Source organism: Streptomyces sp. DH-12 (assembly GCF_002899455.1).
GTDB lineage: Bacteria > Actinomycetota > Actinomycetes > Streptomycetales > Streptomycetaceae > Streptomyces.
This window is the reverse complement of sequence record NZ_PPFB01000001.1, coordinates 6,100,674-6,122,278: the sequence shown is the minus strand read 5'-3', so window position 1 is coordinate 6,122,278 and position 21,605 is coordinate 6,100,674. Positions and strand designations below refer to the sequence as shown.

Genomic DNA, 21,605 nt, shown 5'->3' with positions numbered 1-21,605 from the left:
CCCGTGAGCAACGCCGCCGCTCCGGCGGACACCCGAAGCAGCAGACGCTCCACCGGCGGGCCGCCGCCCGCCGACGGTGCCCGCCCCGTCCCCGGGGGCCCGCGGAGGAGCCGGTCGGGGGCGCTGAGGCCCCTGCTGTTCTGCGCCCCGTTCATCGTCCTGTTCCTCGGCATGTACGTCGCGCCGATCGTCTACGCCGTGGTCAAGAGCCTGTACACCGTCCAGCGGTCGGGACTCGGCCTGACGGCGCCGACCGAGGAGTTCGACCCGCTCGGGAACTACCTGCGGGTGTTCGACGACGGCGCGTTCCTCTCCTCCCTCGGCCGGGTCGCGCTGTTCGGTGTGGTCCAGGTCCCCCTGATGCTGGGCGCGGCTCTCGTCCTCGCCCTGCTGATCGACTCCCGGTCCGCGCGCGGCAAGGGCTTCTTCCGCCTCTCCAGCTTCCTCCCCTACGCGGTCCCCGGGGTGAGCGCCGCGCTGATCTGGTCGTTCATGTACTCACCGCAGTCGAGCCCGATCAACCGGATGCTGGAGCCGGCCGGCGTCAGCATCCCGTTCTTCGACGGTGATCTGGTGCTGTGGTCGGTGGCGAACATCGTCACCTGGAGCTGGACCGGCTACAACATGATCATCATCTACGCGGCGTTGCAGTCGATTCCCGCGGAGGTGCTGGAGGCCGCCAGGATGGACGGCGCCTCGGCCGTGCGCATCGCCTGGAGCATCAAGGTGCCGGCGGTGCGCGGCGCGCTCGTGCTCACCGCCGTCTTCTCGATCATCGGCTCGGCCCAGCTCTACAACGAGCCGGTGGTGCTCCAGCCCGTCTCCGACGGTGCGGTCTCCTCCACGTTCACCCCGATCATGTCCGCGCAGAGCGCGATCGCCGCCGGCAACTACCCGTACGCGGCCGCCCAGTCCGTCCTCCTCGCCGTGCTGGTGGGTGTCGTGTCGTTCGTCTTCTTCACGTTCACGGCCCGGGGGGAGCAGGAATGAGCGCGACCACCACGAAACCGCCCATGATCCGCTCGCGGCGCGACGCGAGCGTGCCGAGCCGGGTCACGGTCACGGCACTGCTGGCCCTGTCGGCCTTCTACTTCCTGCTTCCCCTGTGGTGGCTGCTCGTGTCCGCCACGAAGCCGTTCGGCGAGCAGTTCTCCGGCACCGGCCTGTGGTTCGACGGCTTCGGCCTCTTCGACAACGTCGCGCGGCTCGGCAGCCATGACGGCGGCATCTTCTGGCGCTGGATGCTCAACAGCGTGCTGTACTGCGGCATCGGAGCGCTGCTGGGCACGGCCTTCTCGGCGCTGGCCGGCTACGCCCTGGCCAAGTACCGCTTCCCGGGCCGCGGGCTGCTGTTCGGGGTGGTGCTGGCGGCGGTGCTCATCCCGAAGGTGCTGTTCACCCTGCCGCTGTACCTGATGTTCTCCGGCGTGGGCCTGATGGACAACCCGCTGGCCGTGCTGCTGCCGAGCATGGTCAGCCCGTTCGGTGTCTACCTCTGCCGGGTGTTCGCCGCGCAGAGCGTGCCGGACGAGGTGCTGGAAGCCGGCCGGATCGACGGAGCGGGCGAGTTCCGCATCTTCCGCTCCCTCTCGGTGCGGATGATGCTGCCCGCTCTGGTGACCGTCCTGCTGTTCCAGTTCGTGGAGATCTGGAACAACTACCTGCTGCCCTCGATGGTCCTCGGCGACGACCGGCTGCAGCCCGTCACGGTGGGCCTGGTCGGCTGGAACGCCAGCCATGTCGCGGTACCGCCCGCGCTCGTCGTCGTGGGCTCGCTCGTGTCCCTCGTCCCCCTCCTGCTCGCCTTCCTCTCGCTGCAGCGGTTCTGGCGCGCGGGCATGACCGCGGGAGCCGTGAAATGACCGCATCGGAGCCCGGCACCGTGGGACACGCGTCCCCCCGCGGCGGACCGGCCGCCCTCACCTTCCGGGACGGAACGCTGCTGCGGGAGGGACGGCCGCACCGCGTCCTGTCCGGCTCCCTGCACTACTTCCGGGTCCATCCGGACCAGTGGACCGACCGGCTCCGGCGGCTGGCCGCCCTCGGACTCAACACCGTCGACACCTACGTGGCCTGGAACTTCCACGAGCGCACTCCGGGCGACGCGGACTTCGAGGGTCCGCGCGACCTGGAGCGCTTCGTCCGGCTCGCCCGGGAGGAGGGGCTGGACGTCATCGTGCGACCGGGCCCCTACATCTGCGCGGAATGGGACAACGGCGGCCTGCCCGCCTGGCTCACGGACACCCCCGGCATGCGGCTGCGCACCTCCCACCCGCCCTTCCTGGACGCGGTGGGGCGCTGGTTCGACGAGCTGATCCCCCGGATCGCCGCCCTCCAGGCCGGCCGGGACGGACCGGTGGTGGCCGTGCAGATCGAGAACGAGTACGGCAGTTACGGCGACGACCACTCCTACGTCCGCTGGGTGCGGGACGCACTGGTCGAGCGTGGCGTCACCGAGCTGCTCTACACCGCCGACGGCCCGACGGCGCTCATGCAGGACGGCGGCTCCCTGGCCGGGGAACTGGCCGCCGCCACGTTCGGTTCCAGACCCGCGCAGGCCGCGGCGCTGCTGCGGGAGCGACGGCGGGGCGAGCCCTTCTTCTGCGCGGAGTTCTGGAACGGCTGGTTCGACCACTGGGGGGAGCACCACCACGTCCGGTCGGCCGGCAGCGCGGCGGACGCCCTGGACGGCATCCTCGCCGAGGGGGGTTCGGTGAGTCTGTACATGGCGCACGGAGGCACCAACTTCGGCCTCTGGTCGGGCGCCAATCATGACGGCGAGCGGATCCAGCCGACCGTCACCAGCTACGACTCGGACGCCCCGATCGCCGAACACGGGGCCCTCACCCCGAAGTTCTTCGCGGTGCGGGAGCGGCTGGCCGCCGTCGACCCCACCGTGGCGGACCGGCCCGTTCCCGCGGACCCGCCCCTGCTGGAGCCGCGCTCCCTGGAGCTGACCCGGCGTGCGGCCCTGCTGGAGGCACTGCGCGCCACCGCCGAGCCGGTACGCGCACCGGTACCGCTGAGCTTCGGCGAGCTGGGGCAGGCCGCGGGACTGGTGCTGTACGCGGCCGAACCGCTCCTCCCCCCGGGGCCCGTCGGCCTGTCCGTGCGGGACCTGCACGATCGTGCCCAGCTGTTCGTCGACGGTGAACCCGTGGCCGTGCTGGACGGCGACAGCTCCTCGGTCACCGTCCGCGGCGCCGGACGACGCGTCCGGCTGGAACTGCTGGTGGAGAACCAGGGCCGGATCAACTACGGCCCGCTGCTCGGCCAGGGGAAGGGCATCCTCGGCGGCGTGCTCGTGGACCGCCGGCAGGTGCACAACTGGAGCATGTACCGGCTGCCGCTGGACGAGTGGACCCGGCAGGACGTCTCCCGGGCCGCCTCGGCCGCGGCACCCGGGGGGCGGGCGGGCTTCGCCGACGCCCGGCTGGAGGTGGCCGAGCCCGCGGACACCTTCGTCGCCCTGCCCGGCTTCGGCAAGGGGTTCCTGTGGGTCAACGGAACCCTGCTGGGCCGCTACTGGGAGATCGGCCCGCAGCGGACGCTCTACCTCCCCCGGCCGCTGCTGCACGCCGGCGAGAACGTCCTCACCGTGCTGGAGACCGAGCGCTTCGGCGACCGCGTCGTCCTGCGCGACCGTCCCGACCTCGGCCCGCCGCAGGAGTACGTCGAGACCTTCGACTGACCGCGGCGGTGGCCGCGGGCAGGGCCGTGGCCGCGGCGTCGCACGTGCGCCGCGGACGCCCGGACGCCGCGGCTGCCCGGACGTCGCGGTGCGCCGCGCTCGTCGTCCGCGGGGACCGGCCGGGGGCCTGGGTCCGGGGCGGACGGCCCCGGGGGCGCCCGCCCCGGACGGCAGACCCCGTCGCGGGCGTCATCCGGGAGCGGCGTCCGCGCGGGATGACCGGCCGGACCCGCGCGGACGCGGGGAAGGGGGCGCGGGACCGGGCCGTGGCCGGCCGCCGCGGGACGCGGTCCGCGCTGACGCGCACGGACGGGGGCGAGACGGGTTCCGCGATCCGGCGGTCACGCTCGACGCCGGTCCTGCGCGCGTCCGCGGCCCGGCCCCCCTCCTCGCGCCGCCCTGGGAGGGGTCGGGGTCCTGTCGGGGCACCGGTCGCACGTCGAACGGCAGAATGGGGCGGAGGCAGGAGCACGCCGGCGGGTCGTGCACCGAGGAGCAGGGGAGAACGGGGCGCCATGGGCGAGTTCTGGCCGGTACCCGACGTACTGGCGTACCTGAGCGGCAGGTGGCGGGCCGAGCGCGTCGTGCGGGATCTCGCGAGCGGGGACGAGGGGCGGTTCCTGGGGACGGTGGTGTTCGCCCCGCCGGAGGACGGGGACGGTGGTGGCCTGCTGCAGCGGGAGTCCGGTGACTTCACCTGGCGGGGTGTCACCCGGCCCGCCGAGCGCACGCTCCGCTTCCTGCCCGGACCCGACGGCACCGCGGACGTGCGGTTCGCGGACGGCCAGCCGTTCCACGACCTGGACCTGCGGTCCGGCCGGCACGTCGCCCACCACCCCTGTTCGGCGGACCTCTACCGGGGTGAGTTCACCGTCCGGGACGCCGGCCGCTGGCGCGCGGTCTGGCGGGTGCGCGGTCCGGCGAAGGACCTGGAGCTCGTCACGGACCACGTGCGCGAGGCCTGAGCACCGCGGGCGCGGGCCGGGCCTGGCGCAGGAGCGGGCTACGTACAGGGACGGGCTATGCGTGCAGAGGCTGGGCCGAGACGTTCTCCAGGCGCAGGCTCCACCGGCCCGGCCGCCCGGCGACGCTGATCGTCGACAGCGAGCGGACGTCGAAGTTCCAGCAGGTGGCGGGCGGCGCCTTGAGCGCGTGGACGAGCGCCGCGCGGATCACCGACGGTTCGGCCACCGCGACCACCCGGCAGCCGTCCTCGGCGGGCCGGGTGTCCAGCCGGCCGCCGACGCGTCCGATGAAGTCCTGCGAGGACTCCCCGCCGTGCGGTGTGGACCGCGGATCGGCGAGCCAGGCGTCCGCCGCCTCCGGCTCGCGGGCCATCGCCTCCCCCGGGGTCAGTCCGCGCCGGCGCCCCATGTCGCAGCCGCGCAGCGCGAGTCGGACGAGCGGTGCGTAGCCGGGCCCTTCCCCGGTGGTACGGCTGCGCGGCGCCGGGGAGCAGTGGCGCAGGTCGGCCGCGGCCAGGGGCAGCAGTTCGTGCGCGACGCGTTGCACCTCGCCCCGTCCGGCCCGGTCCAGCGGCCGGGGGTCCTCGAACCGCTCGGACAGCACCGTGGAGTTCCCCGCTGCGGCGACGAACGTGACCCGAAGTGCCATGCGGGGATGGTCAGCCGCCGGGGTCGGCTGGTCAAGAGGCGCCGGCCGTGACGCACGGTCACACGGCCCTCACCCTCCGGCGGGGACGTACGGGACGACTCCGCGGAACGCCCGCCGGACGCCGTGCGACGCCGCCGGTGGACCGTATGCGCGACTACTCGAAGAGGAGCGCCATCCACTGGTCGGGCCGCTCCAGTGGCCGGAACCCGAGCGGGGCGTACACCTCGTGCGCGTCGTGCGTGGCCAGCAGCACGCGCCGCACGCCGTAGTCCCGCACCTCCTCCCGTACGGCGGTGACGAGCGCGGTGCCGAGGCCCTTGCCGCGGACGGCGGGGTCCACGTACACGTCGCACAGCCAGGCGAAGGTGGCCCGGTCGGTGATGACCCGGGCGTAGGCGACCTGCGCGCCCGTGACCGTGTCGTACACGCCGAAGTTGAGCGAGCCGCCGATCGCCCGGTCCTGCGTCTCGCGGGGGCGGCCGAGGGCCCAGTAGGCGTCGGTGGACAGCCACCGGTGCACCGTGTCGGCGTCGATCCGGGCGGGGTCGGTGGAGAGCTCGTAGCCCTCGGGCAGGCGGGGGTCGACAGTCATGCGCCGATGCTCGCAGCCGGCGGCGGCGGGCGTCGAGCCGTCATCCCACCACTTGGGACCAGGCCGTGCGCAGCCGGTGCACGCCCTCCGTGATCTCGCCGGCGCCGGCCACGGCGGCGAAGCTCAGGCGGAGGTGTCCGGCGGGCGGTTCGGCGCTGAAGTAGGGGCGTCCGGGGGTGACGGCGACGCCCGCGCGCAGGGCGGCGGCGGTCAGGGCGGACTCGGACGCACCGTCGGGCAGGCGCAGCCACAGGTGGTAGCCGCCGGAGGGGATGTGCGGGAGGGCCAGGCCGGGCAGCTGGAGGCGGAGGGCCGCGGTCATGGCGTCGCGGCGGGTGCGCAGGGCGGTGGCGACGGCGCGCAGGTGGCGGGGCCAGGCGGCCGAGCCGACGAGTTCCAGGGTGGCCTCCTGGAGCGGGCGCGGCACGAAGAAGGTGTCGACGATCTGGATGGCCCGCAGCCGCTCCAGCACCGGGCCGTGCGCGGCGAGGGCGCTCACCCGGAAGCTGGGCGAGGTGGCCTTGGTCAGCGAGCTGACGTGCACCACCACGCCGTCGGGGTCGTCGGCGGCGAGCGGGCGCGGCAGCGGGCCCGCGTCCTCGTGCACGAGCCGCCGTACGAAGTCGTCCTCGACGACGAACGCGCCGGCCTGCCGGGCGATGCGCAGCACCTCGGCGCGCCGCTCGGGGGCGAGGACGGCGCCGGTGGGGTTCTGGAAGAGGGGCTGGCAGACGAGGACGCGGGCGCCGGTCGCGCGGAAGGCGTCGGCGAGCAGGGACGGCCGTACGCCGTCGGCGTCGACCGGGACGGGCACCGGGCGGAGTCCCGCTGCGCGGGCGATGGCCAGCATGCCGGGGTAGGTGGGCGACTCGACGAGGACGGGCGCGCCGGGCGGGGCGAGGGCGCGCAGGGCGGTGGTGAGGGCGGACTGTCCGCCCGCGGTGACCAGCACGCCGGCCGCCGTCACGGGTCCGCCGATGGCGCGCGCGAACCATTCGCGCAGCTCCGGCAGTCCCTCCATGGGCGGCCGGCCCCACGCTCCGGGCCGGCGTCCGGCGCGGGCCAGCGCGGCCGCCATGGCGCGCTCCGGCTGGAGCGAGGGGTGCAGATAGCCGCCGTTGAACTCGATCACCCCGGGGGCGGGGGCGGCGAGCGAGACGAGGACGCCGGACGCGTCGACCGAGCGGGGGACGAGGTCGGCGGCGCCGTCGGCGCTGAGGGCGACCTCCTGCCACGAGGTGTCCCCGGTGGGGGCGGCCGGGGTGCGGGGCGCGGCGCGGAAGGCGCCGGCGCCGGGCCGGGTGACGACCAGCCCCTCGGCGGCGAGCCGCGCCAGGGCCCGGGAGACGGTCACGGGGCTGACCCGGAACCGCTCGACGAGGGCGCGGCTGGACGGGAGCTTCTCACCGGGAGAGTAGCGGTCCAGCTCCTGTCGGAGCTGTTCCGCCAGTTCACCGACGCTGCTACTCTCTTGCATGAGAGCACAGAGTAGCGCTACTGCCACGGTTCCGATAGCGGTTCCCGCTCCCCCGCGCGGCCGTGGCTTCGGCACCCTCCAGGCCGCCCTCGGGGTGGTCGCCTTCTCCCTGACGTTCCCCGCCACCGCCTGGGGCCTGGAGGGCTTCGGCCCCTGGTCGCTGGTGGCGGTGCGCAGCGTGCTCGCGGCGGTGATCGCCGGGGGCTGTCTGCTGGCCCTGCGGGTCCCGCTGCCCGCCCGTCGCCACTGGCCGGGACTCGCGGTGGTGGCCGCGGGCGTGGTGCTCGGCTTCCCGATGCTGACCACACTGGCGCTGCGGACGTCCACCACCGCGCACGCCGCCGTGGTGGTGGGCCTGCTCCCGCTCACCACGGCGCTGTTCTCGTCCCTGCGGACGGGCTCGCGCCCCTCGCGCACCTTCTGGGCGGCGGCCCTCGCCGGCGCGGCGGCGGTGGTGGCGTTCACCGTGCGGCAGAGCGGCGGCGCGCTGACCACGGCGGACCTGTACCTGTTCGGGGCGCTGCTGGTCTGCGCGGCCGGCTACACCGAGGGGGGCCGGCTGGCCGGGGCGATGCCGGGCTGGCAGGTCATCGGCTGGGCACTGGTGCTGTGCCTGCCGCTCACCCTGCCGGTCGCCGCGGTCGCCCTGACCGCGGAGCCGGTCCGGCTGACCGCGCACAGCGTGACCGGCCTGCTGTGGGTGGCGGCGGGCTCGCAGTTCCTCGGCCTGATCGTCTGGTACCGCGGCATGGCGTCCATCGGCATCCCGAAGGCCAGCCAACTGCAACTCGCCCAGCCGCTGCTGACGCTGGTCTGGTCGGTGCTCCTCCTGGGCGAGCACCTGCCGGTGGCGGCCCCGGTCACGGCGATCGCCGTCCTGGTGTGCATCGCGGTGACGCAGCGGGCGCGGGGCTGACACACGGTCCGCCGACCGACGGCAACGCTGGCGGACCGCTGGCGTGTCCCAGCCCCCGCCGTAGACTCGAAGGAGCATGGACCGCTGCTCCCGTACAGGTGAGGAGGCGACGATGCGCGCAACCGAGGGCGACCGGCTTGTCCAGCACGGCAGGGTGGTCGGCCAGCACGACAAGGCCGGCGAGATCGTCGAAGTGCTCGGCCGGGACGGCGGCCCGCCGTACCGGGTCCGGTTCGAGGACGGGCACGAGGGCATCTGCTCGCCCGGTCCCGACACCGAGATCCGGCACCGGGAGAGCGTGACCCGGCACTGATCAGGACGGGGGGCCGGCGCTCCGCCCGTAGTGGTCGGCGACCACCCGTGCCATCGCCCCCGCCGGATCGGCCGTCACCTCGCGCGCCGCGAAGAACACGTGCCCCCGCACCTCGGGGTACCGCTTCGCCAGCGTGAGGTGACGGGACAGCTCGGCCGGGTCCTGCCAGGCCGCGGGCTGCGCCGGGTCCCCCGCCTTGTACAGCGCCTCCCCCGCGTACAACCGCGTGCCCGAGCCGCGGACCGCCTCGGCCCACCAGGGCAGCAGCTTCGCGTAGTCGGCGGCGGCGAAGCCGATGTTCCAGTACAGCTGCGGACAGATGTAGTCGATCCAGTTCTCCCCGGCCCACTTCCGGGTGTCCGCGTGCAGATCGTCGTACGACTGCACGCCCGCCCGGGTGTCGGAGCCCCGCGCGTCGAGGTCGGCGTTGCGCCACACCCCGAAGGGACTGATCCCGAAGCGGGTTCCGGGGCGGATCGCCCGGATGCCCTCGGCCGTCTCACGGACCAGCCGGTCGACGTTGTCCCGCCGCCAGGCCGCCCGGTCCGGGAAAGCGGCGCCGTACCGGTCGTGGGCGGCGTCGTCGTCGAAGGTCTGCCCGGCCACCGGGTACGGGTAGAAGTAGTCGTCGAAGTGGACCCCGTCCACCGGGTAGCGGCGCACCGCGTCCAGCATCGCCTCCCGCACGAACGCCCGGACCTCGGGCAGCCCCGGGTCGTAGTACAGCTTCCCGCCGTACGGGACCACCCAGCCGGGGTGGCGGCGCGCCGGGTGGGAGGCGGCGAGCCGGCCCGGGTCGGCGTGCAGGGCGACGCGGTACGGATTGAACCAGGCGTGCAGGTGCAGCCCCCGCGCGTGCGCCTCCGTGACGGCCGTGCCGAGCGGGTCCCAGCCGGGGTCCGCGCCCTGGGTGCCGGTGAGGTACTGCGACCAGGGTTCGTGCGGGGACGGCCACAGCGCGTCGGCGGTGGGCCGCACCTGGAGCATCACGGTGTCGAGGCGGGCGCGGACGGCGGCGTCCAGGTGGGCGACGAGCTCGGCGCGCTGCCGCTCGGCGCTCAGGCCGGGGCGGGACGGCCAGTCCCGGTTGGTGACGGTGGCCACCCACATGCCGCGCATCTCGTCGGCCGCCGCGCCTCCCCGGGCGGGGGCGCCCGCTGTGTTCGGCGCCGGCCGTGGGGCGGCGGACCCGTGCGTCATGGTGGCCAGGGCGGCCGTCGCCGCCGCCGCGAAGCCCCTGCGTGACATCCGCACCCTCGTCCTCCCCCGGACCTCTGTCACGATCGTCCCGGAACCGCCTGGTCGGGGCGGTCCCCCGGCCAGGATGCCCCACCCCCGCGATCGATCATCGATACTTCGGAGTAACGTGCTCGAACGGAGCAGGCGCCGGGACCCGGCACCTTGCCACAGCCGTAAGCAGGAGCGAAAGGGACGATGTGACCGACATCGAACGCGTCGGAGTGGTGGGCTGCGGTCAGATGGGCGCGGGTATCGCCGAGGTGTGCGCCCGGGCCGGGCTGGACGTCAAGGTCGCCGAGACCACCGGCGAAGCCCTGGAGATCGGCCGTACCCGGCTGTTCAACTCCCTGTCGAAGGCGGCGGAGCGCGGCAAGATCAGCGAGGAGGAACTGGCGGCCACCCAGGCCCGGCTGACCTTCACCACGGACCTCGGCGAGTTCGCCGACCGTGACCTGGTGATCGAGGCCGTGGTCGAGAACGAGCAGGTGAAGACGGAGATCTTCCAGGTGCTCGACCAGGTGGTGACCCGCCCCGACGCGATCCTGGCGTCGAACACCTCCTCCATCCCGCTGGTGAAGCTGGCGGTCGCCACGTCCCGGCCGGACCACGTCATCGGCATCCACTTCTTCAACCCGGCCCCGGTGCAGAAGCTGGTCGAGCTGATCCCGGCGCTCACCACCTCCGAGGGCACGCTGAGCCGCGCGCAGGTCTTCACCGAGAAGGTGCTGGGCAAGCACGCGATCCGCGCCCAGGACCGCTCCGGCTTCGTGGTCAACGCGCTGCTGATCCCGTACCTGCTCTCCGCGATCCGGATGTTCGAGTCGGGCATCGCCAGCCGCGAGGACATCGACAACGGCATGGAGATGGGCTGCGCCCACCCGATGGGCCCGCTCAAGCTCTCCGACCTGATCGGCCTGGACACGGTCGCCTCGGTCGCGTACTCGATGTACGAGGAGTACAAGGAGCCGCTGTACGCCGCTCCGCCGCTGCTCCAGCGGATGGTGGACGCGGGGCGGCTCGGGCGGAAGACCGGGTCGGGGTTCTACACGTACGAGTGATGTCTCATCCGCGGGTCCCGGGCCGGTTCTCCGGCGCGGGACCCGCGGCGTTCTTGCCGAACGCCCGGCGGCAGTGGGTGAGCAGGGCGCTCAGCGCGGGGTTGCGGGCGGGTCGCCAGACCAGGGCGAGCAGGGCCGGTGTGCGCACGTCGGCGATGACGTGGGCGGTGAGGCGGTCGCGGTGGCTCTCCGCCATCGACTCGCTGAGGACGGCGACGCCCAGGCCGCGGGCGGCGAGGCCGGCGACGGCGTCGGCGGCGCTCGCCTGGAGCGCGATGGACGGTGCGACGCCCTGCGCGGCGCAGGCCTGGTCGAACACCGCGCGCAGGCCGGAGCCCGGCGGCATGCACACGACCGGGTACGCGGCCAGGTCGCGCAGGGTGACCCGGCGCCGCTTCTCCAGGGCATGGCCAGGAGGAACCGCCGCGACCAGGCGTTCGCTGACGACCGTCAGCGCGTCCAGCCCGTCCGGTGTCCGGGCCGCCGCCCCGATCAGCGCCAGGTCCACGGCGCCGGTGCGCACCCCCTCGGCGAGCCGGTCGGAGGCGTCCTCCAGCAGCGAGATCTCCACGCCCGGGTGGGCGGCGTGGAAGGCGGCCAGTGCCTCGAACAGCGGCGTGACGGTGCAGCCGATCACCATGCCGGCGGTGATCCGGCCGCGGATCAGGCCGCTCACCTCGTCCACGGCCCGGCCGACCGCGCCCGCCGCCGCGAGCGCGTCGCGGGCGTGTTCCAGCGCTGCCTTTCCCGCCGGGGTGAGGGTGACGGCGCGGGCGGAACGGTCGAACAGCTCGGCGCCCAACTCCCGTTCGAGCTGGCGGATCTGGGCGCTGACCCCGGACTGGCTGATGTGCACCCGTTCGGCGGCCCGCGTGAAGTTCCGCTCCTCGGCGACGGCGACGAAGTACTCCAGCTGCCTCAGTTCCATGACTGAAAATTCTAGGTGGCGGAAGAGGCATCTGTTGGACTTCTGATGCGCCGACGGTGACGCTGGGGGTGTCCGAGCGTGACACCAGGAGGAACCGTGTCGGAGTACGAGAAGGCCATGCGTCCGGAGGACCTCACCCGGCTGTTCGTCGAGCGGTCCGACGCCGGTGACGCCGCCGGGGTCGCCGCGCTGTACGAGGAGGACGCGGTGATGGCGTATCCGCCCGGCGAGCTGACGGTGGGGCGGGAGGCGATCCGCGCGCTGTGGGAGAAGGTGCTGGCGAACGCGCCTCGGTTCGAGCCGGAGCCGCCCCTGCCGACCCTGGTCAGCGGGGACATCGCGCTGACCTCGACCCCGCCGCGGGACGGGGCCGGCGCCCGCGCCCAGGTCGTGCGGCGGCAGCCCGACGGGAGCTGGCTGCGGGTGCTGGACCAGCCGGAGTTCGTGCGGCCCGCTTCCTCCGGGGCCTGAGGCGGCGGCGGACGCCCCGCTGGCCGCGTGCGTCCGCCGTGCGGGGTGGCGCGGGCCGTCTACAGGCGCAGGTGGCGCAGGAGGAGTAACGCCGCGGCCATGTTGGCCGCGGGCACCTCGCCACGGGTGATCAGGTCCGGGACCGCTTTCAGGGGCACCCATGCGCGGCGGTCCGACTCGAAGGCATCCACGGGGTCCCCGACGCACTCGCCCTCGTCGGACCAGTAGATGTGGTGGCGGGCGTCGGTGAGGCCGTTGGACGGCTCCACGCTCATCAGGTGGTGCAGGGGGCCCGGGCGCCAGCCGGTCTCCTCCTCCAGTTCCCGGGCCGCCGCGCCGGCGACGTCCTCGCCGTCCTCCACGACGCCCGCCGCGAGTTCCCAGCCCCAGCTGTCGGTGATGAAGCGGTGCCGCCACAGCAGCAGGACCTCGTCGGCGTCGTTGACGACCGTGGCCGCGGCGACGGGCCTCAGCCGTATGAGGAAGTGGTCCAGGTGACGGCCGTCCGGCAGTTCCACATCCGCGAGATTGACGCTGAACCAGCGGTTCGCATACACGGGCTGTTCGTTCCGTTTCGTCCACTGCATGGTTCCGCCGCCTTCCGGTGAGTAAGGGGCAGAATCGCAGCAGCGGCGGCCGTGCGGCAGGCGCACGAGGGCCGCCCGTGACGCATGGGACGGCGCGGCGGAGGCACGCGCCGGGCGCGGGACGGTCCGGGACGGGTCGCAGCCGCCCGTCGTGCGCCGGAGGCGGCGCCCGGCCGTCTACAGCGGGACCCTCAGCGCCCCGTCGATGACTTCGGCCGCCTCGACGGTGCCCGCGCACCCGCTGCGCGTCAGGTGCTCGCGGACCTCGCGCAGCCGGTCGCGCAGCCGCTGCGACTCCATCCCGCGGGCCTGTTCGGCCATCTGCACGGCCACGGCCACCGCCCGGTCGGCGTTGCCCTGGCGCAGTTCGGCGGTGCAGAGCATGGCCAGCCGGTGCACCCGGCCCCGGTCGTGCGCCGGGTTGTCCACGGCCGCCGCCGCGTGCTCCCTCGCCGCCGCCAGCTCACCGAGGCTCAACAGCGCCTCCGCCACTTGTACGTTGACCAGGCCGGGCTGGACATAGCCGGTCTCGTCGGGCTCGTGGCCGCGCCGGATGCGCTCGGCGGACCGCTCGGCCCGCCGGATGCAGGACAGCGCGCTCGTCCCGTCGCCGAGATGGGCGTAGGCCTTGGCCTGCATCGCGTACAGGTCGGAGGCGAGCGCCGGGGTGATGCGGTGGCCGGCGGCGCGCAGCGCGGCCTCGGCGAAGGCGACGGCCTGCCGGAACTCCCGCATGAACAGCGACTGGTTGACGAGCAGGGCGATCACATAGGCGCCGAGGCCCCGGTCGCCGCTGGCCTTGGCGAGCCGCAGCGCCTGGTGGAAGTAGCGCTGGGCGAGGCCGTGCGCGTCGGAGTCATAGGCGCAGATGCCCGCGACGGCGACCAGCCCGCCGGTGGCGCGGTGCAGGTGACGGCCCGTGGCGTCGGTGTAGCTGCCGCGCAGCAGCGGGGCGGCCTCGGCGTTGAGGAAGCCGACGATCCGGGCGCGGGTCGCCATGCCGCCCGCCTTGCGGTACATCTGCTCGTAGTGGGCGCGGGCGGCGCGCAGCATCTCCAGGTCGCCGGGGGTGACCCGGTGCGGGCCACCGCGGGAGACGTCGGCGTCCTCGGGCGGGTTCTCCCACTCCCATACGGGCATCACGGCCGGGGTGCCGGTGACGGCGGGAGCGCCGAGGAGGTGCGGGCGGCCCTGCTGGTCGGAGCGCCACAGGGCGGTGGCCCGCTCGACGAAGCCGGAGAGCGAACCGGTGTGCGGGACGGCCGGCCCGCCGGGGACGCCGAGGCCGATGTCGTCGAGGGTGACGGGGCGGCGCAGCCGGGCGGCGAGCACCTCGCAGATCAGGTCGGGCACCTGACCCCGGGGGCGCTGCCCTTTCAGCCACCGGGCCACGGCGGTGTGTTCGTAGCGCAGCGTCAGGCCGCGTGCCCGCCCGGCCTGGTTGACGTGCGCGGCCAGCCCCGCGTGGGAGATGCCGGCCTCGTCGAGGATCGCGTCGAGCAGAGTGTTGGGCTGCATGTCGGGCCCCCGGGTGGCTCGGTGCGGACAGGGTAGTGGCTGCGCGTTCACACGGGGTGTGAACGGAGTGCCCGCATCCGCAGTGTGCGCGCGCTGTCGCGGAACGTGCCCGGCCGGTTGACTGAATTGCCTCGAAAGAGGCCGGCCGGGCCGCCGGCTCCCCCTCGTACAGCGGCGGCCCGTTCGCTCGCCGTCCGCCCGGCCGCCTGCCCGACACTCCGTGGCGGGGCGGACGGCCCGCCGGCCCCGCGCGGCGCTACCGGTCGGCCGTGGCCGAGCGGGTCACGCCGCGGGGCTGCCGCGTGGGCGGGGGGCAGCGTTCGTTCCTGAGGATCAGCAGGGCCACGTCGTCCTTCGGCGGGCCGACGCTGTGGTCCAGCAGTGCCGTGAGCACCGTCCGCAGGACGGCCTGGGGCGTCCGCGGCCGCTCGCGGGCCGCCTCGGCGAGGACGTCCCGGAGCGGGAAGAAGCGGCCGTCGGCGTCGCGGGCCTCCTCCGCCCCGTCGGTGTGCAGGACGAGGATGTCGCCGGGGAGCAGACGGCCGCAGGCGGCGGTGGGCAGCTCGCCGGGGAGCGGGAACGGGCCGAGCGGCGGGAGGGGGTCGGCACGGGCCAGCGGTTCGGCGCCCGCGCCGGTCAGGCGGTGGGGCCATGGGTGGCCGCAGTTGAGGGCGTGCACCTCGCCGTCCGGAAGGATCTCCAGCAGCAGGACGGTGACGAACTCCTCGGCGGCGGGGGCGCCGTCCCCCATGCCGCGCTCACTGTGCACCCGTTCGCGCAGGTGCCGGTCCATGGCGCGCTCCAGCCGGCGCAGCACCCCGGCGAGGTCCTCCTCGTCGTGGGCGGCCTCGCGGAAACTGCCGAGGACGGCGGCGCCGGTGCCCACGGCGCCGATCCCGTGGCCGCGGACGTCGCCGATGACGGCCCGTACGCCGTGCTCGGTGGCCGTCACCTCGTACAGGTCCCCGCCGATGCGGGCGCCGGGGTCCGCGGAGAGGTGGACGGCGGCGACGGCCAGCCCGTCGACGCGTGGGGGCGGGGGCCGCAGCAGGACGCTCTGGGCGGTCTCGGCGATCCGGCGGGCGTGCCGGACCTCGCGCAGCATGCGGCGCCGGATGTGCAGGACGATGCCGGTGCCGACCGCGCAGAGGACGGCGCTGCTGACCAGGCGGGCGCCGAGGGCGTCGTCCCGGGCGAGCGGGCAGGTCAGGCGGTGGGCCACCGCGACGGCGCTCCACGCCGTGGGAACCGCGAGGGAGCGCAGCCGTGACAGGAACCGGGGTGGCACCCCGCGGGGAGCCCCGGGCTTGAAGCGGATCATGCCGATGGCCCCCCAAATAGGCCCGGACAGCGCAGACCGGCCTCGAGAGGCCGGTCCGATTCTGTCGAGTGCGGCCCCCGTTCCGGCCGCATCACCCGGCTCAGTCACCCGAACGAGTGAGTAACCGGCGGGACGCCGGGGTTCCGCCTGCTGACCAGCCCTGACATGCCCGCGCCGACCCTCGCATATGCCCGAAGCGGAAGCATCCCTCCGGCTCCCTTGGGGGCTCCGGCGCCCCGGCGAACCCTCCCCGGACAGTCGCCGGCACCATGTACGGCCGCTCGGCGCCGACCACCGCAAGGACGTGCCGACACCCCGGGGCCGCGCTCCCCACCCGTGCTGCGCTGCGCCCGTCACGCGGTGCGCCGCCGCCCTCCCGGCCGTGCCGTCCGGGCACCTCGACGACCGGCGGTGCGCGCCGAGGGCCCGGACCCTCGGCCCGGGGCGGTGTCGCCGGTCGGCTCCGATCCGCTTCGGCTCCGCGAGGCTGCGCACACGCGGTGCGGAGCGGTGGCTGCGGGAGGGCGGGGGCGGGAGCACGGGCTCCCGTCTCATCCGAGGGCTGGGGCAGAGCGGCCGTGGAGCAGCCGTGGAGCGGCCTGAGGCGACCGGCACGGACGCAGGGGGCCGGACCGGCGGGGCGGGGCCTTGCGCCAGACCCTGATCCACCACACCCGCCCGCGGCAACGCCACCACACTCCACCGCGCGGGCCCCGCGCCACGTGCCCGTGCGCCCGCGTCCTCGTCACCCGCCGAAGACGGGCCCACGGCGCTCCCCGCCGCGCGAACGCGGGCCGGGCCGGTCACCAGGCGTGTCGCCTGGTGACCGGCCCGGACGGGGGGAGCGTGCGGCGTCAGCCGCGGAGTACCGCGCCGGTGCGGTCCGCCGCCAGGGCGACGGCCGCCTCACGGGCCGCCGACGCCTCGTCGACGGTCAGCGTGCGGTCGTCCGCCCGGAACCGCAGCGCGTACGCCAGGGACTTGCGGCCGTCGCCGAGCTGCTCGGCGTTCTCGTACACGTCGAACAGGCGGATGGACTCCAGCAGTTCACCGGCGCCCTCGCGCAGTGCCGCCTCCACGTCCGCGGCGGGCACGTAGGCGTCGACGACCAGGGCGACGTCCTGCGTGGCGACCGGGAAGGTGGAGATGGACGGCGCCTGCGGGAGGGTGTCGCCGACCCGCTCCAGGACGTCCAGGTCCAGCTCCATCGCGCAGGCGCGCGCGGGCAGGCCCAGCGTCTTCAGGACGCGCGGGTGCAGCTCACCGGCGTGGCCGACGACGCGCTCGGCGCCGTCGACGGTGACGGTCAGCTCGGCGCAGCGGCCCGGGTGCCATGGACCGTACTGCCCCTTGCGGATGCCCAGTTCGGCGCCGGCCTCGCGGGCGACGGTCCGGGCGGCCTCGATCGCGTCGGCCCAGTCGGCCGGGCGGCCCTTGCCCCACCAGCCGGCCTGCTCGCGGGCCCCGGCCAGGACCACGGCGACGTGCCGGGGCTGGTCGGGCAGCGCGGCGTTCAGCGCGGCGATGTCGTCGGGGCCGGGACGGCGGTCGACGGGGAGGTTCGCGGCTGCCTCGGCCGCGTCCCGCGGCTGGAAGACCAGACCGGTCTCGAACAGCGCGAGGTCGTGCGAGCCCCTGCCGTCGTTGCGGCGCAGCGCGGCGAGCAGGCCCGGCAGCAGCGAGGTCCGCAGCGCGGGCTCCTCGTCGCTGAGCGGGTTGACCAGCTTGACGACGCGGCGGGCCGGGTCGTCGGCCTCCAGGCCGAGCTGGTCGAAGACCTGCTCGCTGACGAACGGGTAGTTCAGCGCCTCCACGTACCCGGCGCCGGCGAGCGCCCGGCCGATGCGGCGGTGCAGCCGCTGGCGGGCGGTCAGGCCCCGGCCGGCGGACGGCCTGGGCAGGGTGGAGGGCAGGTTCTCGTAGCCCTCCAGCCGGATGACCTCCTCGGCGAGGTCGTTCGGATCGGTGAGGTCGGGCCGCCAGGACGGGACCGTGACGATCAGCTCGTCCGCTCCGTAGACGTCGCAGCCCACCTCCTGGAGGCGGCGTACGACGGTCTCCCGGCCGTAGGTCACACCGGCGACCTTGTCCGGGTGGTCGGCGGCGACGGTGATGGTGTGCGGCGCGCTCGGGGCGACGACCTCGGTGACGCCGGCCTCGGCGGTGCCGCCGGCGAGCAGCACCAGCAGGTCGACGGTGCGCTGCGCGGCGGCCGACGCGGCCTGCGGGTCCACACCGCGCTCGAAGCGGCGGGAGGCCTCGGAGGACAGCTTGTGGCGGCGGGCCGTGCGGGCCACGGACACCTGGTCGAAGTGGGCGGCCTCGATGATCACGTCGGTGGTCGCGGCGCCGCCCTCCGCGGCGGGGTCGTGGTCGGCGATCTCGGTGTCGGCGCCGCCCATGACGCCGGCCAGGCCGATCGGGCCGCGGTCGTCGGTGATGACGAGGTCCTCGGCGTGCAGCTTCCGCTCGACGCCGTCGAGGGTGACGATCTTCTCGCCCTCCTGCGCGCGGCGGACGCCGATGGCGCCCTGGACCTGGCTGCGGTCGTAGGCGTGCAGCGGCTGGCCGAGCTCCATCATCACGTAGTTGGTGACGTCGACGGCGAGCGAGATCGGGCGCATGCCGACCTTCTGCAGGCGGCGCTGGAGCCAGATCGGGGAGCGCGCCTCGGGGCTGAGGCCGGTCACCGTGCGGGCGGTGAAGCGGTCGCAGCCGACCGGGTCGGAGACCTTCACCGGGTGGCCGAAGGCGTTGGGCCCGGGCACGTCGAGCAGCGCCGGGTCGCGCAGCGGCAGACCGTAGGCGATGGCGGTCTCGCGGGCGACGCCGCGGATGGACAGGCAGTCGCCGCGGTTGGCGGTGACGGCGATGTCCAGGACCTCGTCGACCAGTTCGAGCAGCTCGATGGCGTCCTTGCCGACCTCGGTCTCCGGCGGCAGCACGATGATGCCCTCGGTGCCGTCGTCGCCCATGCCCAGCTCGTCGCTGGAGCAGATCATGCCGTGCGAGACCTTGCCGTAGGTCTTGCGGGCGCTGATGGAGAAGCCGCCGGGCAGGGTGGCGCCGGGCAGGACCACGACGACCTTGTCGCCGACGGAAAAGTTGCGGGCGCCGCAGACGATCTCCTGGGGCTCGCCGGTGCCGTTGGCCCGGCCGACGTCGACGGTGCAGAAGCGGATCGGCTTCTTGAAGCCCTCCAGCTCCTCGATGGTCAGCACCTGGCCGACGACCAGCGGGCCCTTGAGGTCGGCGCCGAGGTGTTCGACGGTCTCGACCTCCAGCCCGGCCGAAATGAGCTTGGCCTGCACGTCACGGCCGGTCTCGGTGGCCGGCAGGTCGACGTACTCCCGCAGCCAGGAAAGCGGGACCCGCATCAGATCTCCATCCCGAACGGCCGGGTGAACCGGACGTCACCTTCGACCATGTCTCGCATGTCCTCGACGTTGTGGCGGAACATCAGCATCCGCTCGATGCCGAACCCGAAGGCGAAGCCGCTGTACTTCTCCGGGTCGACGCCGCAGGCGGTGAGCACCCGCGGGTTGACCATGCCGCAGCCGCCGAGTTCGATCCAGCCCTCGCTGGAGCAGGTGCGGCAGGGCCGGTCGGGGTCGCCGACGGACGCGCCCTTGCAGACGTAGCAGAGCATGTCCATCTCGGCGCTGGGCTCGGTGAAGGGGAAGAAGTTCGGCCGCAGCCGGGTCTTCATCTCCGCGCCGAACAGCGACTGGACCATGTGGTCCAGGGTGCCCTTGAGGTCCGCCATGGTCAGGCCCTCGTCGACGGCGAGCAGCTCGACCTGGTGGAAGACGGGGGTGTGCGTGGCGTCCAGCTCGTCGGTGCGGTACACGCGGCCGGGGCAGATCACGTAGACCGGCAGCTCGCGGTCGAGCAGGGAGCGGATCTGCACGGGCGAGGTGTGGGTGCGCAGCACGACGCCGGACTCGGCGGCGGAGCCGCTGCCGGACGCGGCCCGGACGAAGAACGTGTCGGCCTCGCCGCGCGCCGGGTGGTCCGGGCCGATGTTGAGGGCGTCGAAGTTGAACCACTCCGCCTCGGCCTCGGGGCCCTCGGCGACCTCGTAGCCCATGGCCACGAAGACGTCCTCGATGCGCTCGGAGAGCGTGGTGAGCGGGTGGCGGGCGCCGGCCGGGACGCGGTCGTGGGGCAGCGTGACGTCCACGGCCTCCTCGACGAGGACGCGCGCGTCGCGCTCGGCCTCCAGCTCGGCCTGGCGGACGGCGAGCGCCTTGTTCACGGCACCGCGCGCCTGGCCGACGCGCTTGCCGGCCTCGGCCTTGGCGTGCGGGGGGAGCGCGCCGATCTCGCGGTTGGCCAGGGCCAGCGGGGAGGTGCCACCGGTGTGGGCGACCTTCGCCTCCTGGAGCGCGTCGAGGGAGTCCGCGGCGGCGAAGGCGGCGAGCGCCTCGTCCCGCATGCGCTCGATCTCTTCCGGTTTCAACGCCTCGACCTCGACAGGGTCGTACGACTTATTGGGTGCCGACATCTCTTCCCGTGTTTCCGTTTGTCCCCCAGCTACCGCTGGGAGGTGCCCCCAGGCTGATGGTCCCCGTCATCGACTCGTGGACGAATGGTCCGTCGCGCGTCTGCTCGGCGTCGCGGCTTTCCGTCCTCGGGACGCAAAGGTGCCAAAGGCCGAGTCTAACGGGGTGGGAGTGCGCGAAGGCGCCCGTGGGGGCCGCAGGCGTCTCAGGTGAGATACGCGGGGGCCGCCACGGGCAACGTAAATCGGAACTCGGCGCCGCCGCCGGGGGCGCGTCCGACCGTGATGGTGCCGCCGTGGGCCTCGACGATGCCCTTGACGATGTACAGCCCGAGGCCCGTGCCGCCGCGCTTGCTGCCCCGCCAGAAGCGGGTGAAGACGCGGTTCATGGACTCCTCCGGGATGCCGGGCCCCTCGTCGCTGACGGTGACCGACGTGGCTGCGGGTTCGGCGAGCTCGCGGTCGCGCGGGGACGCCGAGGGTGTGATGTCGATGGTGACGGTTCCCTCGCCGTGGCGCACGGCATTTTCCAGCAGGTTGCTCAGCACCTGGTCGATCTTGTCGGGGTCGGCCCACAGCGCGGGCAGCGGGTGCTGCACCCGCAGCAGGAACCGGTCGGCCGGCTGGCCCGCGGCGACGTACGCCTGGATGTGCCGGCCCACCGCCGCTCCGATGTCGACGGGCTGGCGGCGCACCTCCAGGCGTCCGGAGTCGATGCGGGATATGTCGAGCAGTTCGGCGATGAGCCGGGTGACGCGGTCGGCGTCGGCGTCGACGGTCTCCAGCATCAGCCGCTTCTGGTCGTCGGTGAAGCGTTCCCACTTGGCGAGCAGGGTGGCGGTGAAGCCCTTGACCGAGGTGAGCGGGGAGCGCAGTTCGTGCGCGACGGTCGCGATCAGCTCGGCGTGGCTGCGCTCGGTGCGGCGCCGCGCCTCGGTGTCGCGCAGGGTGACGACGACGCGGCGGACGGGTCCGGTGGGGCGGGTGCGGACGTAGCGGGCGGAGACGAGGACCTCCCGGCCGCCGGGCAGCAGGAGGTTGCGCTCGGGCTGGCCGACCCGGATGGCGAGGCCGCCGTAGGGGTCGGTGAGCTGCCACCAGCGGCGGCCCTCCAGGTCCTCTAACGGCAGTGCCGTCTCCAGGGACCGGCCGAGGGCCTGCTCGGCGGGGACGGCCGTGATGCGTGCGGCGGCGCCGTTGAAGCAGATCACCCGTCCGTGCTCGTCGGCGACGACGAGTCCGTCGGGGAGCTGGTCGGGGTCGATGCCGAGGTCGGCGAGGTCACCGGGCCGGGGGGCGGGCGGGCGCGCCGTCCGTTCTGCTCCCGGTGCGCTGCTCGTGCCGACGCTCATCCCCGTACCCCACCTCTCGGAACG

At 74.3% G+C, this 21,605-nt stretch carries 19 protein-coding genes; 8 read left to right on the top strand and 11 right to left on the bottom strand.

Going from position 1 to position 21,605, the window contains the following annotated elements; all coding sequences use genetic code 11:
* Positions 1–3 precede the first annotated feature (3 nt).
* From C1708_RS26555 to C1708_RS26540, 4 genes are all read left to right on the top strand, one after another.
* Entirely contained in the window at positions 4–990 is a 987-nt protein-coding gene (locus tag C1708_RS26555; protein ID WP_106415053.1) for a carbohydrate ABC transporter permease, read from the top strand.
* Complete coding sequence (locus C1708_RS26550) at positions 987–1,862, top strand: carbohydrate ABC transporter permease (protein ID WP_106415052.1); 876 nt, start codon at positions 987–989, stop codon at positions 1,860–1,862. The genes C1708_RS26555 and C1708_RS26550 overlap by 4 nt, the downstream gene beginning before the upstream one ends.
* Positions 1,859–3,691 carry a glycoside hydrolase family 35 protein gene (locus tag C1708_RS26545; protein ID WP_106415051.1) on the top strand — a complete coding sequence of 611 codons (1,833 nt, stop codon included), beginning with the start codon at positions 1,859–1,861 and terminating at the stop codon, positions 3,689–3,691. The genes C1708_RS26550 and C1708_RS26545 overlap by 4 nt, the downstream gene beginning before the upstream one ends.
* 515 nt (positions 3,692–4,206) lie before the next feature.
* The gene (locus C1708_RS26540; RefSeq protein WP_106415050.1) at positions 4,207–4,656 is read left to right on the top strand and encodes a DUF6314 family protein; all 450 of its coding nucleotides are present in this window, start codon (positions 4,207–4,209) and stop codon (positions 4,654–4,656) included.
* A 55-nt stretch (positions 4,657–4,711) separates the two neighbouring features.
* On the opposite strand, the gene C1708_RS26535 is transcribed toward C1708_RS26540, so the two are convergent.
* The 3 genes from C1708_RS26535 to C1708_RS26525 all read right to left on the bottom strand — a co-directional run bounded on the left by C1708_RS26535 (position 4,712) and on the right by C1708_RS26525 (position 7,374).
* Positions 4,712–5,305: a histidine phosphatase family protein gene (locus tag C1708_RS26535; protein WP_106415049.1), complete on the bottom strand. Its 594-nt coding sequence runs from the start codon at positions 5,303–5,305 to the stop codon at positions 4,712–4,714.
* Positions 5,306–5,459: 154 nt separating this feature from the next.
* Positions 5,460–5,897 (bottom strand): GNAT family N-acetyltransferase, encoded by a 438-nt coding sequence (locus tag C1708_RS26530; RefSeq protein WP_106415048.1) that lies wholly within the window; start codon positions 5,895–5,897, stop codon positions 5,460–5,462.
* 40 nt (positions 5,898–5,937) lie between these two features.
* Positions 5,938–7,374: an aminotransferase-like domain-containing protein gene (locus C1708_RS26525; protein ID WP_106415047.1), complete on the bottom strand. Its 1,437-nt coding sequence runs from the start codon at positions 7,372–7,374 to the stop codon at positions 5,938–5,940.
* On the opposite strand from C1708_RS26525, the gene C1708_RS26520 reads away from it, so the two are divergent.
* Together C1708_RS26520 and C1708_RS26515 are read left to right on the top strand one after the other, a co-directional pair.
* Positions 7,373–8,290: a DMT family transporter gene (locus C1708_RS26520; RefSeq protein WP_106415046.1), complete on the top strand. Its 918-nt coding sequence runs from the start codon at positions 7,373–7,375 to the stop codon at positions 8,288–8,290. The genes C1708_RS26525 and C1708_RS26520 overlap by 2 nt on opposite strands.
* Positions 8,291–8,402: 112 nt before the next feature.
* Positions 8,403–8,603 (top strand): DUF1918 domain-containing protein, encoded by a 201-nt coding sequence (locus tag C1708_RS26515; protein WP_106415045.1) that lies wholly within the window; start codon positions 8,403–8,405, stop codon positions 8,601–8,603.
* Here C1708_RS26515 and C1708_RS26510 read toward each other — a convergent pair whose 3' ends face one another.
* On the bottom strand, positions 8,604–9,851 hold the full coding sequence (locus C1708_RS26510; protein ID WP_106415044.1) for a glycoside hydrolase family 10-like protein: 1,248 nt from the start codon (positions 9,849–9,851) through the stop codon (positions 8,604–8,606). It abuts the gene before it with no gap.
* A gap of 188 nt (positions 9,852–10,039) precedes the next feature.
* Here C1708_RS26510 and C1708_RS26505 point away from each other — a divergent pair, with 188 nt between their 5' ends.
* A complete protein-coding gene (locus C1708_RS26505) occupies positions 10,040–10,900 on the top strand; it encodes a 3-hydroxybutyryl-CoA dehydrogenase (RefSeq protein ID WP_106415043.1) in 861 nt (286 codons plus the stop codon).
* Positions 10,901–10,904: 4 nt separating this feature from the next.
* Here C1708_RS26505 and C1708_RS26500 read toward each other — a convergent pair whose 3' ends face one another.
* Positions 10,905–11,828 (bottom strand): LysR family transcriptional regulator, encoded by a 924-nt coding sequence (locus tag C1708_RS26500; protein ID WP_106415042.1) that lies wholly within the window; start codon positions 11,826–11,828, stop codon positions 10,905–10,907.
* A 96-nt stretch (positions 11,829–11,924) separates the two neighbouring features.
* On the opposite strand from C1708_RS26500, the gene C1708_RS26495 reads away from it, so the two are divergent.
* A complete protein-coding gene (locus C1708_RS26495) occupies positions 11,925–12,299 on the top strand; it encodes a YybH family protein (RefSeq protein WP_106415041.1) in 375 nt (124 codons plus the stop codon).
* Positions 12,300–12,358: 59 nt separating this feature from the next.
* Here C1708_RS26495 and C1708_RS26490 read toward each other — a convergent pair whose 3' ends face one another.
* The 6 genes from C1708_RS26490 to C1708_RS26465 all read right to left on the bottom strand — a co-directional run bounded on the left by C1708_RS26490 (position 12,359) and on the right by C1708_RS26465 (position 21,581).
* A complete protein-coding gene (locus C1708_RS26490) occupies positions 12,359–12,886 on the bottom strand; it encodes an NUDIX hydrolase (RefSeq protein ID WP_106415040.1) in 528 nt (175 codons plus the stop codon).
* 177 nt (positions 12,887–13,063) lie between these two features.
* Positions 13,064–14,404 (bottom strand): NsdA family TPR-like regulatory protein, encoded by a 1,341-nt coding sequence (locus C1708_RS26485; protein ID WP_106415039.1) that lies wholly within the window; start codon positions 14,402–14,404, stop codon positions 13,064–13,066.
* Positions 14,405–14,660: 256 nt separating this feature from the next.
* Positions 14,661–15,725 (bottom strand): PP2C family protein-serine/threonine phosphatase, encoded by a 1,065-nt coding sequence (locus tag C1708_RS26480; protein ID WP_106415038.1) that lies wholly within the window; start codon positions 15,723–15,725, stop codon positions 14,661–14,663.
* An 854-nt stretch (positions 15,726–16,579) separates the two neighbouring features.
* Positions 16,580–19,102, bottom strand: coding sequence for a phenylalanine--tRNA ligase subunit beta (pheT, locus tag C1708_RS26475; protein WP_106415037.1), 2,523 nt, complete (start codon positions 19,100–19,102; stop codon positions 16,580–16,582).
* On the bottom strand, positions 19,102–20,232 hold the full coding sequence (pheS, locus tag C1708_RS26470; RefSeq protein ID WP_106415036.1) for a phenylalanine--tRNA ligase subunit alpha: 1,131 nt from the start codon (positions 20,230–20,232) through the stop codon (positions 19,102–19,104). The genes pheT and pheS overlap by 1 nt, the downstream gene beginning before the upstream one ends.
* Before the next feature lie 203 nt (positions 20,233–20,435).
* A complete protein-coding gene (locus C1708_RS26465) occupies positions 20,436–21,581 on the bottom strand; it encodes a sensor histidine kinase (protein ID WP_106415035.1) in 1,146 nt (381 codons plus the stop codon).
* Between the last annotated feature and the right edge of the window lie 24 nt (positions 21,582–21,605).

Excerpts from the sequence above, each read along its gene's own strand:
- C1708_RS26550 (WP_106415052.1), top strand. The coding sequence starts at position 987 with ATGAGCGCGACCACCACGAAACCGCCCATGATCCGCTCGCGGCGCGAC.
- pheS (WP_106415036.1), bottom strand. The coding sequence starts at position 20,232 with ATGTCGGCACCCAATAAGTCGTACGACCCTGTCGAGGTCGAGGCGTTG.
- C1708_RS26545 (WP_106415051.1), top strand. The coding sequence starts at position 1,859 with ATGACCGCATCGGAGCCCGGCACCGTGGGACACGCGTCCCCCCGCGGC.
- C1708_RS26500 (WP_106415042.1), bottom strand. The coding sequence starts at position 11,828 with ATGGAACTGAGGCAGCTGGAGTACTTCGTCGCCGTCGCCGAGGAGCGG.
- C1708_RS26465 (WP_106415035.1), bottom strand. The coding sequence starts at position 21,581 with ATGAGCGTCGGCACGAGCAGCGCACCGGGAGCAGAACGGACGGCGCGC.
- C1708_RS26515 (WP_106415045.1), top strand. The coding sequence starts at position 8,403 with ATGCGCGCAACCGAGGGCGACCGGCTTGTCCAGCACGGCAGGGTGGTC.
- C1708_RS26535 (WP_106415049.1), bottom strand. The coding sequence starts at position 5,305 with ATGGCACTTCGGGTCACGTTCGTCGCCGCAGCGGGGAACTCCACGGTG.
- C1708_RS26510 (WP_106415044.1), bottom strand. The coding sequence starts at position 9,851 with ATGTCACGCAGGGGCTTCGCGGCGGCGGCGACGGCCGCCCTGGCCACC.
- C1708_RS26520 (WP_106415046.1), top strand. The coding sequence starts at position 7,373 with ATGAGAGCACAGAGTAGCGCTACTGCCACGGTTCCGATAGCGGTTCCC.
- C1708_RS26525 (WP_106415047.1), bottom strand. The coding sequence starts at position 7,374 with ATGCAAGAGAGTAGCAGCGTCGGTGAACTGGCGGAACAGCTCCGACAG.
- C1708_RS26540 (WP_106415050.1), top strand. The coding sequence starts at position 4,207 with ATGGGCGAGTTCTGGCCGGTACCCGACGTACTGGCGTACCTGAGCGGC.
- C1708_RS26480 (WP_106415038.1), bottom strand. The coding sequence starts at position 15,725 with ATGATCCGCTTCAAGCCCGGGGCTCCCCGCGGGGTGCCACCCCGGTTC.
- C1708_RS26530 (WP_106415048.1), bottom strand. The coding sequence starts at position 5,897 with ATGACTGTCGACCCCCGCCTGCCCGAGGGCTACGAGCTCTCCACCGAC.
- C1708_RS26485 (WP_106415039.1), bottom strand. The coding sequence starts at position 14,404 with ATGCAGCCCAACACTCTGCTCGACGCGATCCTCGACGAGGCCGGCATC.
- C1708_RS26490 (WP_106415040.1), bottom strand. The coding sequence starts at position 12,886 with ATGCAGTGGACGAAACGGAACGAACAGCCCGTGTATGCGAACCGCTGG.
- pheT (WP_106415037.1), bottom strand. The coding sequence starts at position 19,102 with ATGCGGGTCCCGCTTTCCTGGCTGCGGGAGTACGTCGACCTGCCGGCC.